This window comes from Pseudomonas sp. MF6767 (genome assembly GCF_016405475.1).
In the GTDB taxonomy this organism is placed as follows: domain Bacteria; phylum Pseudomonadota; class Gammaproteobacteria; order Pseudomonadales; family Pseudomonadaceae; genus Aquipseudomonas; species Aquipseudomonas paracarnis.
This window is the reverse complement of record NZ_JAEKCY010000019.1, coordinates 56,042-69,679: the sequence shown is the minus strand read 5'-3', so window position 1 is coordinate 69,679 and position 13,638 is coordinate 56,042. Positions and strand designations below refer to the sequence as shown.

Annotated in this window: 9 protein-coding genes; 8 read left to right on the top strand and 1 reads right to left on the bottom strand. The window is 56.9% G+C overall.

Annotation, left to right across the window (positions count from 1 at the left end; all coding sequences use genetic code 11):
- The first annotated feature begins 205 nt into the window (after nt 1–205).
- The 8 genes from codB to JFT58_RS24220 all read left to right on the top strand — a co-directional run bounded on the left by codB (nt 206) and on the right by JFT58_RS24220 (nt 12,618).
- On the top strand, nt 206–1,468 hold the full coding sequence (gene codB, locus JFT58_RS24255; protein ID WP_010565159.1) for a cytosine permease: 1,263 nt from the start codon (nt 206–208) through the stop codon (nt 1,466–1,468).
- Nucleotides 1,468–2,685, top strand: coding sequence for a PucR family transcriptional regulator (locus tag JFT58_RS24250; protein ID WP_198834677.1), 1,218 nt, complete (start codon nt 1,468–1,470; stop codon nt 2,683–2,685). The genes codB and JFT58_RS24250 overlap by 1 nt, the downstream gene beginning before the upstream one ends.
- Before the next feature lie 2 nt (nt 2,686–2,687).
- A complete protein-coding gene (gene codA, locus JFT58_RS24245; protein ID WP_010565161.1) occupies nt 2,688–3,932 on the top strand; it encodes a cytosine deaminase in 1,245 nt (414 codons plus the stop codon).
- A gap of 324 nt (nt 3,933–4,256) precedes the next feature.
- Entirely contained in the window at nt 4,257–5,480 is a 1,224-nt protein-coding gene (locus JFT58_RS24240) for a beta-ketoacyl synthase N-terminal-like domain-containing protein (protein WP_373419541.1), read from the top strand.
- A gap of 161 nt (nt 5,481–5,641) precedes the next feature.
- The gene (locus JFT58_RS24235; RefSeq protein WP_010565163.1) at nt 5,642–6,976 is read left to right on the top strand and encodes an MFS transporter; all 1,335 of its coding nucleotides are present in this window, start codon (nt 5,642–5,644) and stop codon (nt 6,974–6,976) included.
- A 100-nt stretch (nt 6,977–7,076) separates the two neighbouring features.
- Complete coding sequence (locus JFT58_RS24230; RefSeq protein WP_034128260.1) at nt 7,077–9,167, top strand: hydantoinase/oxoprolinase family protein; 2,091 nt, start codon at nt 7,077–7,079, stop codon at nt 9,165–9,167.
- A 17-nt stretch (nt 9,168–9,184) separates the two neighbouring features.
- Entirely contained in the window at nt 9,185–10,954 is a 1,770-nt protein-coding gene (locus tag JFT58_RS24225) for a hydantoinase B/oxoprolinase family protein (RefSeq protein ID WP_010565165.1), read from the top strand.
- A 158-nt stretch (nt 10,955–11,112) separates the two neighbouring features.
- Nucleotides 11,113–12,618 (top strand): NCS1 family transporter, encoded by a 1,506-nt coding sequence (locus JFT58_RS24220; RefSeq protein WP_081480365.1) that lies wholly within the window; start codon nt 11,113–11,115, stop codon nt 12,616–12,618.
- Nucleotides 12,619–12,627: 9 nt separating this feature from the next.
- Here the strand turns inward: JFT58_RS24220 and JFT58_RS24215 are convergent, their stop codons facing one another.
- Nucleotides 12,628–13,527 (bottom strand): LysR family transcriptional regulator, encoded by a 900-nt coding sequence (locus tag JFT58_RS24215; protein WP_010565167.1) that lies wholly within the window; start codon nt 13,525–13,527, stop codon nt 12,628–12,630.
- Nucleotides 13,528–13,638: the final 111 nt, after the last annotated feature.

Sequence of the window (13,638 nt, the reverse complement as noted above, 5' to 3'; positions counted from 1 at the left end):
CTAAACAGTGCGTTCGCGCTACATAAAAGGGCGTCGTGCATACGCAGCCAAATTAATTGCCTATAAAAATGTGATAGATGCACATTACCTTGTATTCGCTTCGCACGCTTAATTCTTAATTTTCTAGCGTTTGAGAACAGGCCCAGTATTTGCTCCAGCCCTTGCAGGCCTGTCCATCAACGCTTTCGATCTGGAGAAAAAAGACATGAGTGCATCTGGCGATTTTCCGTTAAGCGAAGCCCCGCAATCTGCGCGCAAGGGGCTTCTTTCCATTTCCATGGTTCTGTTCAGTTTCACGTTCTTTACCGGCACAATGTTCGCCGGTGGGAAGCTGGGCATGGCATTTTCGTTCACCGACATGTTATGGATTGCAACCATCGGCAATAGCCTATTGGCACTCTATGCTGCGGCCCTGGCTTTCATTGCTTCGCGTAGTGGCCTTAACACCGTCCTGATGGGACGGTTTTGTTTCGGCGAGGCGGGTAGCAGGCTGTCCGACTTTCTGCTGGGCTTTGCTGAGTTGGGCTGGTACGCCTGGGGCACCGCGACGGCGGCTATTGTTCTGGTAAAAATGCTTGGCTTGTCCGAAGGACTGACGATTCCGTTGATGATCCTGTTCGGCTTTGGTTTCAGCATCACGGCTATCGTGGGCTACAAAGGCCTGGATGTCCTGTCGCGTGTTTCTGTACCGCTGATGTTTATTTTGCTGATCGTTTCCATGTACATCGCCACCCGCGATATTGGAGGCTTTAAGGGGCTGGCGGCTGTCATTCCCCATGAGACCATGACCTTTTCGGCGGCGGTGACGATGGTGTTTGGCACCTTCGCCAGCGGTGCTACTCAGGCGACCAACTGGACCCGGTTGTCGCGTACCGGTCGCGTGGCAATCATCGCCAGTGTCGTGAGCTTTCTGATAGGTAACGGCTTGATGGTGGTCGCCGGAGCTTGGTGTGCAATCGTCTATCAGCAGGCCGATATCGTTGAGGTAATGATCCTTCAAGGCTTGTCCTTCGCAGCAGTCATCATGCTCTGCCTCAACCTCTGGACCATTCAAGGTCCGACCATCTACAACGTCGCCGCTGCGTCTTGCCATCTGCTGCGCAGCGAGCGACGACGCACCATGACGGTTGCTGCCGCGGGTGTCGGTGTGCTGTTGGCCATCGGCGGTATGTACGAAATGCTGATCCCGTTTCTGGTGCTGCTGGGCTCGATCATTCCTCCTGTGGGCGGTGTAATCATGGCTGATTTCTGGTATCGCCACCGTGGTAAATACCCGCTGTTAGCGAATGCCAGCTTGCCTCGCTACAACCTCATGGGCCTGGGCGCCTACGCCGTGGGGGCCCTGGTCGCATACTGCTCGCCCTGGGTCGCTCCGCTGGTGGGTATCGCTGTATCAGCCGTCTGTTATATAGGATTGCTGCAGTTCAGCGGTCGTCGTGTCGCGGTGAGCGCCGCACAGGGGGAGTAGTGAGTTTGATCGTTGAGGAAGTCCTCAAACTGACCGGCCTCGAGGAGCTGAGCGTGCGTGCTGGTGCGGGTCAGCTGCATCGCAGTGTCCGCTGGCCCTATGTGGCTGAGAACGAAGGGATCGCCGAGTGGGTGATGGGGGGCGAGCTGGTGTTTATTACTGGTGTCAATCACACCAGGAACGAGGCTAATCTCCTGAGAGTAGTCGAAGACGGTGTGGATATGGGGATTGCTGGTCTGGTGGTTCTCACCGGGGGAACGTTCATTCAAAGCATCCCCCCAGCGGTTATCGAGCGGGCCGAGGTACTTGGCCTGCCTCTGATTGAGCAGCCCTATCTTCTAAAGATGGTCTTCGTCAGCCACACGATCGGCACGGCGCTGGTGCAGACCGCTCAGGCGCGGCGTTCACGTCATGACATCCTCAGCCAACTGCTGACCGGCGACTACCCGAGCCTGGCTATCGCGCGCCAGCGTGCCGAGCACGTGCAGCTTCCTCTTGAAGGGCCACGTCATCTCGTGGCCTTGCGGCTGTCGTCGGTCAGAGGTCTGTTCGAAAACCATCCCCCGGCCCAGGCTGAGCAATTGTTGCAGCAGACGCAACAGGCACTGCAAGACTACCTGGAAGCCTGGAACCGCCGTTTACCTGAAGCATTGCCGGTAATCCTACAAGGTGATTTGTTCATCGTGCTACTGGCGAACCGTGCACAGCTGCGTGACGATCTTTTGTATCTGCACCGCGAACTCAGCAGTTTGATTGGAACCATGACGGTTTTCATGGGGCTGGCAAACCGGGTCGAGGATTGTGGCCAATACCGTCAGGCCTTAAGCGAGGCGCGTCAAGCGCTAGACGTTGCGGAAAACCTGCGACCGGCCAGCGGCCTCTGCGACTTCAGCGAGCTGGGAGTACTGCGGCTGTTGCAGGGCATAAGCGACCGTACGGTGATTGATCACTTCGTGAAGCAGACCCTCGGCGCCTTGATCGAGCCTACCCGCAAGCACCCGTTCACTCTGATTGAGACCCTGGATGCGTTGCTGCAGGAAAACGGCAATGCCCTCAAGGCCGCCTCCCGGCTGGCGATCCATCGCAACACCATCACCCAACGTATTCAACGCATCGAACAACACAGCGGGCTGTCGCTGGATGACCCTCTATTTCGCATGAATGCCTCGGTCGCGCTGCTGGTATGGCGCATGACCGACGTCAATAGCAAGGAGTAAGTATGAATATCATAAACGCGCGACTGCGCGGTAAAAACGGCCTTTTTCGAATCGAGCTCGATGAGGCGCATATTGCGGCCATTATCCCTCAGACTGATGTGCTTCAAACCATTGACGCAACCGACCTGGATGCCGGACAGAATCTGGTTACCGCACCGTTTGTCGAGCCACACATCCACCTGGACGCCGCGCTCACCGCCGGCGAGCCGAAATGGAATATGAGCGGTACGCTGTTCGAAGGAATTGAACGTTGGGCCGAGCGCAAGGCGCTAGTGACCCATGAGGACACTAAAGTACGTGCGCGCAAGACCATCGACATGTTGGTCGATAACGGTATCCAGCATGTGCGTACCCATGTCGATATCACCGACCCAAGCCTTGCCGCGCTCAAATCCATGCTGGAGGTGCGTGAGGAAACCCGGCACCTCATCGACCTGCAAATCGTTGCGTTCCCTCAAGAGGGTATCGAATCGTTCAAGAATGGCCGTGCTTTGATGACCGAAGCCGTGGCCATGGGTGCTGACGTAGTGGGCGGTATTCCGCATTTTGAAAATACCCGTGAGCAGGGCGAATCCTCGGTGAAGTTTCTGATGGACCTGGCGGAGCGGACGGGGTGCCTGGTAGATGTGCACTGCGATGAGACCGACGATCCACAGTCGCGCTTTCTGGAAGTGCTGGCCGAGGAGGCGAGGGTGCGCGACATGGGTGAGCGGGTAACCGCCAGCCATACGGTGGCGATGGGCTCCTATGACAATGCGTACTGCTACAAGCTGTTTCGATTGCTCAAGCGTTCGCGCATAAATTTTATTTCCTGCCCGACCGAGAGCATCCATTTGCAAGGTCGTTTCGACGGTTATCCCAAGCGTCGCGGCCTGACTCGGGTTGCGGAGATCGACCGGGCTGGCATGAACATCTGCTTCGGTCAGGACTCAATCGTCGATCCATGGTATCCGCTGGGGAATGGCAACATTCTGCGCATTCTGGAAGCGGGTCTGCACATCTGCCATATGCTCGGCTACGAGGACCTGAAGCGTTCTCTGGATCTGATCACCGATAACAGCGCCAAGACGCTGCACCTGGGTGATCGCTACGGGCTTGAGATCGGCCGACCGGCCAATGTATTGATCCTGTCCGCGCCAGACGACTACGAAATGATCCGCAGCCAGGGGCAAGTGCTGATGTCGATCCGCAACGGAAAGGTTCTGATGCAGCGAAGCCCTGCGCGCGTAGAGCGATTCACAGGTTAAGCCACTTTCGCCAGCGAATCATGCTGGCCTTCCCTGGTAACCGCTTGACTTGCTCAGGGAAGGCCGGTGCATTCGACATCGCTTCGGTGCGCTGGTCACCTCTCGCCAGCTTCCTAGACTGCATTGTTGTCTCGGTCTCTTCGACGGCCGGGAACGTCCGTGCCCCCATTTTAATTGATGCGTTTTTCGGCAATAAACCAAGTTGATATACGAATTATCAGAATGAAAAATCACCATTAGACTCGACCACATCGCCGCATTGTTCACGTTGCGAAAAGAGAAAGGAGTTACGTGTTGCATACTCAAAAATCATCCAGGGACACCATAGGCCTACGGCGCGTTGTAGTGACCGGGATGGGCATTGTCTCCTGCCTGGGCAATGACCAGGTGGAGGTTGTGCGGGCATTGCGTGAAGGGCGCTCGGGGATCGGCTTCAATCCGACCTACGCCGAAGCAGGACTGCGTAGCCATGTCAGCGGGCTGCTGAACGTGGATTTGCTGCAGATTGACCGCCGCCAGCGGCGCTTCATGGGCGATGCCGCTGCCTATGCCTATCTGGCGATGCGCGATGCGATTGCGGACGCCGGGCTTGAGCCAGAGCAGGTGTCCAATCCCAGAACGGGCTGCGTGATGGGATCCGGCGGCGGCTCCAGCGAAGATATTGTCCAGGCCAACCAGTTGCTGGAACAGGGCATTCGCAAGGTCGGTCCCTATCGAGTGCCGCGCACCATGACAAGCACTGTCTCGGCTTGTATCGCCAGTTTCTTTGCCATCAAGGGCCTCAACTATTCCATCGCTTCTGCGTGCGCGACCAGTGCTCACTGCATCGGTCACGCCTTTGAGCAGATCCAGTTCGGTAAACAGGATGTCGTATTCGCTGGCGGCGCCGAAGCCGAGCATGTCAGCCAGAGCTGTATGTTCGATGCCATGGGGGCTTTCTCGACTAGCTACAACCGTGTGCCCACCCAGGCGAGTCGGCCATACGATGTTGCACGCGATGGCTTCGTGATAAGCGGTGGGGGTGGCGTGCTGGTTCTTGAAGAACTGGGGCACGCCCTTGAGCGTGGTGCGAAGATCTACGCAGAGGTAATCGGTTATGGCACCGCCTCCGACGGCCAGGACATGGTGTCACCCAGTGGCGACGGAGCACTGCGTTCCATGCAGGCGGCATTGAGCTCCTGTGATGAAACTGTGGATTACCTCAACACCCATGGCACCAGCACCCAGGCGGGCGATTTGGTCGAGTTGCGCGCTGCCTTGCTGGCGTTCGACGGCAACTTGCCTGCGTTCAGTTCTACCAAATCGTTGACCGGTCATGCACTAGGCGCGGCCGGCGTTCATGAAGCGATCTATTCGCTGTTGATGATGCAACACGGGTTTCTCGCCGCGTCCCACAACATTGAGCAACTTGATCCTGAAGTCGAACCGTTGCCAATCATTCGCACTACGCGCCTGAACCAGTCGGTGGATTGCGTGATGAGTAACAGCTTCGGTTTTGGTGGCGCAAACGCCAGCCTTATTTTCAGCAAGCGCGCGTTCCAAGCGTGATCTGAGGAAGCGATTGGAGTGACATCGCAGCGACTTGGTCGGTAAGAGTCGTGTCGTTGCGGGCGGCAACCAAGGTCCGCCAGAGACCAACAGCCCCGCTGTTCTTTTTTTTAGTTAGCTTCTGCCCATCGCTTGTTCCGACAACTGACAGTGAGGTGGATATGACAACTAATTCGCACACGCCCCAGCAACCAGTGGAGTTGAAAAAAGTAGTTTGGGCGGCTTCAATCGGCAACTTTGTCGAATGGTTTGATTTCGCGATCTACGGCTTTCTTGCGACCACGATTGCGCAAATTTTCTTCCCCAGCGGCGACACGACGACGGCGCTGCTCAACACTTTTGCGGTGTTCGCCGTGGCGTTCGCCTTTCGCCCGCTGGGCGGTTTGGTCTTTGGCATGTTGGGGGATCGGCTGGGGCGCCGTCGGGTGTTATCGATGACCATCCTGCTTATGGCAGGTGCAACTACCCTGATCGGTCTTTTGCCGACTTATGCAAGCATTGGCTTGATGGCTCCGGTGCTGTTAACGCTGATTCGCTGTGTACAGGGGTTCTCCGCCGGAGGTGAATACGCCGGCGCGTGTATCTACTTGATCGAGCACGCTCCATCCCACAAACGTGCCCGATACGGCAGTGCCGCACTGGTTTCAACGTTTGCGTCCTTTGCTGCCGCCGCCATCGTTACCTACCTGCTCAACACCTTTCTGAGCGCCGAAGAAATGGCCAGCTACGGTTGGCGTCTACCGTTTCTGATTGCCGCCCCCCTTGGTCTGGTGGGTTTGTATCTGCGCTGGCAGCTGGATGAAACCCCGGCATTCAAGGCCATCGCAGCCACCGAACGCGGTGTCCATGCGCCGCTCAGAGAAACCTTGCGCGACCAGGCCGGCGCGATGTGCTGCCTGGGTGCATTCATCTCGTTGACGGCCTTGTCCTTCTATATCTGCACAACCTACTTTGTAACTTATCTGCAGCTTCAGGGGGGCTTACCCCGGCCTACGGCTTTGTTGATCTCGGTACTCACGCTGGTATTCGCCGCAGGGCTCTGTCCGCTGGCGGGAGCTTACTCGGACTACGTTGGCCGGCGTCGCACCATGTTGACCGCCGCTTTATGGCTACTGGTGACGATATATCCAGCATTTCTGCTGGCCGGTTCAGGGACGTTTGTTGCGAGCCTGATGGGTGCGTGTCTACTCGCGGTCGGCGCGGTGCTTTGCGGTGTCGTCACAGCGGTGCTGTTGTCCGAAGTCTTTCCGACCCACACCCGCTACACGGCCTCTGCCATCACTTACAACATGGCTTACACCGTGTTTGGCGGCACCGCGCCGTTCATGGCCACCTGGTTGATCGAGCAGACCGGTAACTCCATGGCACCGGCTTTCTATCTCGCCGCGATTGCGATCTTTGCCCTCGCCGGAGGTCTTTCCCTGCCGGAAACTTGCGGGCGCGCACTGGATGGGCGCGAGCTCGAATCACAGCCCCGCTTAAAGCCCTTGGCCTGACCGTACAATCATTGAAACGCTTGCAACATAAAAACTAACTGGCGAACTTGCCCCGGACGCCCGGTTTGAGGCATTCGCGATAATGCAGGAGCATCATGACATGGCACGCATTGGCGTAGATGTTGGCGGCACCAATACAGACCTGATTCTGGAAACCACCGAGCTGGATTCCATTGGCCGCAAGATTTTTTCCCATAAAGTTCCTACCACGGTCGAGGACCAGTCCCTGGCAGTCATGCGCGGGATCATGGAGTTATGTGCCAAGGCGAAAATCGGCTTCGACGAAATCAAACAAATTGTCCACGGCACCACTGTCGCAACCAATATTTCCATTGAGCACAACGGCGCTAATGTTGGGATGCTGACCACCAAGGGATTTCGCGACATCCTGCACATTGGCCGCCACAAGCGCCCGTTTAACTTTTCCCTGCATTTCGAAGTTCCGTGGCAGAGCGCGCCGCTGGTCCGTCGGCGCAACCGCATCGCGATCAACGAGCGCGTCCTGCCGCCCCATGGCGAAATTCAGACGCCGCTGGACGATGAAGAGGTCCGTAACGCCGCGCTGACGCTCAAGGCTCGCGGCGTCGAGGCGGTGATCATCGGCTTCATGTATTCGTTTCTCGAGCGCAGCCACGAGCTTCGAGCCAAAGCCATTGTTCAGGCGGTAATGCCGCAAGCGTTCGTCTGCTGCTCCAGCGAAGTGGTCGATGTCATGCGCGAATATGAGCGTTTCTCCACTACGGCCATGAATGCCTACGTCGGACCGCGCACCTCAAGCTATCTGACCCATTTATCCACCCAGCTACGAGACAACGGTATTCATGCGGACCTGCGCATCATGCAGTCCAACGGCGGCGTGGCCACCGTGGAAAGCTGCTGCGATCGGCCTGTGAACATTTTGATGTCCGGCCCGGCAGGCGGTGTGATGGGCGGGCATTACTTCGCGGGTCTGGATGGCGAACGGAACATCATTACAGTGGACATCGGTGGAACCTCTGCCGATATTTCGACGCTGGTCGACGGACAGATCAAAATCATGAACCCACGGGACTCTTACGTCTCCGGGCATCCGGTGCTGGTGCCTATGATCGATCTGATCACTATCGGAGCAGGGGGCGGTTCGGTGGCGTTCATTGACGCGGCGGGAGGCTTCCAGGTCGGCCCGCGCTCGGCTGGCTCCAACCCTGGCCCTGCGTGCTACAACCGTGGCGGTGTGGAACCGACGGTAACGGACGCCAACATTGTGCTCGGGCGGCTCGACCCCGATCAGATGCTTGGCGGCGATCTGCAAGTGGACCCGCAACTGTCCTATAAAGCTATCGAAGAGAAAATTGCCAAACCACTGGGCATGGATGTCCATCAAGCCGCGCTGGGCATTCTCAAGATCGTCAATAACAACATGGCCTTGGCGATACGCTCCAATTCCGTCGCCAAAGGGATCGATCCCCGGGATTTCGTACTGATGCCGTTTGGCGGCGCAGGCCCCGTACACGGTCCGGCGCTGGCGGATGAGGTTAACGCTAAGTCGGTGTTGATTCCCCCTGCACCGGGCATCACTGCCGCGGCCGGGCTGTTGACCACCGACCTGCAATACGAAGCGCTGCGGTCGCTGCTGTGCAACCTCAACGATATCAGCGAGCTGAACATGGCGCGCATTGAACAGGCATTGCAGGGGCTGGAGACGGACATCCGCAAACAGCTGGAAAATGATGGTGTGAGCGCAGCTGATATGCAGCTGACCCGCATCGCCGAATGCCGCTATGACGGGCAGGGGTTCGAGTTGCGCTCGCGGATACCCGCTGGGGCAGTTGACCGTGCGGCCATTGCCGAGGTCATGGCGCAGTTCCATCGCGAGCACCAAAAGGACTACGGCTATTGTTTCGACGATGCCACGGTCGAAGTGGTCAGCTTGCGGGTCATCGGTCATTCACAGTCGCAAAAACTGGCCTGGTCGGCGCTGCCGGAAGCTCAGGACAGCGATACCGGTGACGCTTTCCTGTACGAACGAACCACCATTTTCGATGACGGCCAGAGCTTGTCAACGCCGCGATATGACCGCAACAAGTTGCAAGCAGGACAATACATCGAGGGCCCGGCAATGCTCATGCAACACGATTCGACCTCATTGGTGCCGCCAGGCTGGGTCGCGAAAGTGAGCGCACATGGCAACTTGATCATTTCCCGTTCGTAATCTTTGAGGTCCGCGCCATGAGCCAGCAAAAAGTAGATCCGATTACCCTGCAAGTCATCAACGGTGCCTTAAAAACCATCGCCGAAGAAATGGGCCACGTGCTGTACCGCATGTCGTTCTCATCGATCATTCGCGAGTCCCAAGACATGGGCGCAGGTCTGTTCGACACCCGATATCAGACCATCTGTGAGTCCGAATCGACGCCCATGCACATCGGTTCCATCCCGGCGTATCTGCGCGGAATTGAAGCGACCCTGCAAGGCGGCGCTTGGCATGAGGGCGATGTGGTGGTGCATAACCACCCGTACCACGGTTCGAGCCACAGCCCGGATCTGGCCATTATCATTCCGATCTTTCATGAAGGGGAGTTGGTCGGCTTCTCCGGTAACACCGCGCATCACATTGACATTGGTGCGGCGACACCGGGCTTGATCATCGATGTGGGTGATGTGTACGCCGAAGGCATGCTCATGGCAGGTCTGAAGCTGTACGAGAAGGGTGTGCGCAATGAGGCGCTGGTGCAGATGTTCAAGTACAACAGCCGCGCGTCCACGCAGTTGATCCGCGACATCGAAGCCCAAGTGGCCTCTGCGCATTTGGGGGTCAAGCGATTCAAGGAGTTGCTGCAGCGTTACGGTAAGGACTTCACTTTCGATGCGATCAATCAACTGATTGACTACTCGGAAACCATCATGCGCCAGAAGATTCAGGAAATTCCTGACGGCGAATACCGCGCCGAAGGCTTTCTCGACGACGACGGTCGCCATAGAGATCAGCGCTTACCGGTGGTGGTGACGGTGAAGGTGCAGGGCGATTCGGTAATCGTGGACCTGACCGGTTCCGCGGCGCAAACCTTGACTGCGTACAACGTACCCTTCGAGGGCTCGTGCAAGGTCGCGGCATTTGCTGCGTTTCGCAAGATCCTGCTGGATGCCTACACCACGCAAAGCCCGGTACCGTCCAACGAAGGCTCGTTCCGACCGATCAGCGTGCTGGCGCCGTTAGGGACTATTTTCAACCCGATTTTCCCGGCAGCGGCCGAGGCGCGTTTCACCCAGTGCAACCGCATGATTGACCTGATCATCAAGGCCCTGGCGCCGGTACTGCCAGAGCGGATCATTGCCGGCAGTTCGGCGTCGATCTCTTTTGCCGCCTATTCGGGCATCAAACCCAGCGGCGACTATTGGGTGTTCCTGGAGGTCAACGAAGGCGCTTACGGCGGGCGGCCCCGGTCTGATGGTCCCGACGCCATCGACAACCTCATGGCCAATACCCGCAATAACCCGATTGAAGACCTCGGCATGCACCTGCCGATGATTTGTGACCGTTACGAGTTACGCGATGACGTCATGCCCGGCGCCGGAAAATATCGCGGTGGGATCGGCGTGGTGAAAGCGCAACGGGTGTTGACCAACGGGTTCATCACCCATGAAAGCGAACGCCATTACGACGTGCCGTGGGGTATTTTCGGCGGCTGTGAGGGCGTGGTCGGCAAGACTGAAATCTACAATGTGGCAACCCCTGACGATATCGTTTCGATGCCATCGAAGTTCTCCGGCTACGCCTCCCGGGCCGGTGATGTCATGGCGTACTACTCGCCTTGCGGCGGTGGTTACGGCAATCCGCTGGAGCGTAGCGCCGAGCAGGTGCGCGAAGATGTCCTGGATGACTTCTGCAGCCTGGACCAAGCCTATGAAGTCTATGGCGTGGTGCTGGACGAGCAGGTTCAGCTGGATCTAGCCGCCACTGATAAGCGACGAGCACAGCTGACGGCGCAGAACGGCTGACCTTCGATCGGTCCCATTGAGAAGTCCGACAGATCACCCAATGGTTTGTCGGGCTCCAGATAAAGCGTTGAATTCCCTTATTTACCCCTGCACGGCCTGGCCTCCTCAAAAAGGGCCAGCGTCGCCGTGCGCCTCGAACTTACCCAGAGGTATTGTCAATGACTCTGAACACACCCGATATCGCCAGCGATATCCCAGCAGCGGCAAGTCCTGTCTCGGTGTCTCGCCATAATTTGCTGGAGAAGACGATTTTGCCGATAAAGCGCCAGCAGCGTTCGATCGGCACACTGGGGTTCACCTGGATCTGGATTGGGATCGCTTTCATGATTGCCACGTTCCAGTTGGGCGCCACCGGCGTTTCCGGCATGTCGTTGACCCAGGTCGTGCTGATTATCCTGCTTGCCAATTTTGTCCTGGCTTTGTTGATGACCCTGACGGCCGATATTGGCACCGAGCATGGTCTTTCGTTTGCGGTTTACCTGCGCGCGCCTTTCGGTATTTATGGCACGCACATTCCGTCTCTGTTTCGTGGGGTGATTGCGGCAATCTGGTTCGGTATTCAGACGTACCTTGGAGCGCTGGCCCTCAATGGCATCATTGAATACCTGACCGGTTTTGATAACTGGCCGCTGTGGTACGTGATTTTTGCTGTGGTCCAGATCATCAATACCGCCATGGGGATCAAGGCAGTGGAGTTTTTGTCCTCGATTGCCGCGCCGGCAATCATTGCCATTTCGGTCTGGATGTACATGACGCTGGACGTACTGGCGACTACCAAAGGCGTGAATATCTGGACGTTCGTCGGCGACAAACAACTGAGCTGGACGACGCTGTTCCTGGCTAACGTAGCGTTCTGGTCGACACTGGCCATCGATATTCCCAATATCACCCGTTATCTGAAGACGCCATTGGATTCCCGACGGTTTATCAAACGCAACAAGCACGCACTGCTTGCTCAGTTACTTGCACTGCCATTGACCCAGACATGGATTGCCCTGATTGGTGCGGCATCATTTATCGCGGCAGGAGACTGGAATCCGATCAATGTGATTCAAGTGCAGAGCACGGGTATCAGTCTGGTCGTGCTTATGTTGCTGGTGGTTCTGGCGCAATGGTCGACCAATACAGCGGCCAATCTGATTCCGGCAGCGCTGACCTTCGTCAACGCTGGCGCGCCCTACGTTAAGTATCCAGTGGCGGTCGTCATCGCGGGCATCATCGGCACGCTGTCCATGCCTTGGGCGATCCTCGACAACCTCTTTGCATTCCTGTTTTCCTACGGATCCTTTCTGTCGGCTATCGGCGGAATCATGATCGCGGACTACTACCTGCTCAGACGCCGCCACCTGAATGTGCCCGAACTTTATCAAGTGCAAGGACAGTTCTATTACTGGCGTGGGTTCAATCCCGCGGGGTTGCTGGCCTGGAGTCTGGCTAGCGTGCTGGCGTTCTTCTCGGGTGACTGGGCCTTTGTGGTCGGCTTTGTGGTGGGACTGGTGGCCTATTTTGTACTGATGAAGTTCTGGGTGGCTAAACGCTATCCGCAACGTGAACTGCTGACGCCGGACAATGAGTCTTTGCTCGCCACCAGCGTGGGGATGAACTGGAGCTACGACGGCGAAAATGACAGCTTTCACCGTACACCCATCAATCGCCTGGATTAAGCTACGCCGCTAGGCGGTCAGGTCCTGCAACAACGCCCTGAACCTGGCTGCCGTGGGCGTTTCGTATGCGTCGTTCCAGGCGGCGATGGTTTGCACACAGGCATGCTCGTTTTCCAGGGGAATAATGGCTACCCCTTCGCGCTGGATCTTGTAGGCGCATTCCGAATAGATCGACACGCCCATATTAGCGGCCACCAGCCCGAAGATACCGATGCTGGTGGTCGCCTCCTGAATGATGTTCGGCGTAAAGCCAAAGCGTTGGCAGAGCTGAAATGACTGTTCCCGAAACAGGCTCCAGCCGCTGGCCGCGCCGAAGATGAAGCGCTCGTCTTTGAGTTGTTCGACCCTGATGCTGGTGTTGCCAGCCAATGGGTGTCTGGCGGGAAGAATGGCCACCATTCTCTCTTGCGACACAGGCAGGGATTTGATCCCTGGCATCGACACCGGGCCCAAAAGAAATCCTACGTCGATCAGACAATCATCGATGGCTTTGTACTGTTCGTGCGACGGCATGTAGAGCAACTCTACCGTCACGTTCGGATGGAGTTCCTTGAAGCGCTCAAGGATCGCGGGCAGGGCGCCGTTGATTGCAAAATCGTTGTAGGCAACCGTGAGGTGACCAATATCACCCGCCGCTGCGCTACGCGCCAACTCGATTCCGCGCTCTATATGGCGAAATACCTGCTGGCACTCATGGAGAAACAGGCGACCGGCCTCGGTCAGCGCAACCTGTCGGGTGGTGCGCTGGAATAACTGCGCCTCCACTTCTTCTTCCAGAGCTCTAATCAAACGACTTAACGCAGGCTGGGTAATGAACAGCACGTCCGCCGCGCGCTTGAAATGAAGGTGTTCGGCCACGGCGATAAAGGCTTTCATCTGCTTGAGGTCGAAACGGATATTGATGCTCATACTGGTATCAATAATGTCAAATAATGAATTGGATGTTATTTATACCACGGATTACCGTGAGTATCAGGTCAAGGCAATTTCTAATGCCAACCTTCATTACCTAGACTGGAG

Coding starts and splice junctions, on each gene's coding strand:
- codB (WP_010565159.1), top strand. CDS start 206: ATGAGTGCATCTGGCGATTTTCCGTTAAGCGAAGCCCCGCAATCTGCG.
- codA (WP_010565161.1), top strand. CDS start 2,688: ATGAATATCATAAACGCGCGACTGCGCGGTAAAAACGGCCTTTTTCGA.
- JFT58_RS24235 (WP_010565163.1), top strand. CDS start 5,642: ATGACAACTAATTCGCACACGCCCCAGCAACCAGTGGAGTTGAAAAAA.
- JFT58_RS24230 (WP_034128260.1), top strand. CDS start 7,077: ATGGCACGCATTGGCGTAGATGTTGGCGGCACCAATACAGACCTGATT.
- JFT58_RS24225 (WP_010565165.1), top strand. CDS start 9,185: ATGAGCCAGCAAAAAGTAGATCCGATTACCCTGCAAGTCATCAACGGT.
- JFT58_RS24220 (WP_081480365.1), top strand. CDS start 11,113: ATGACTCTGAACACACCCGATATCGCCAGCGATATCCCAGCAGCGGCA.
- JFT58_RS24215 (WP_010565167.1), bottom strand. CDS start 13,527: ATGAGCATCAATATCCGTTTCGACCTCAAGCAGATGAAAGCCTTTATC.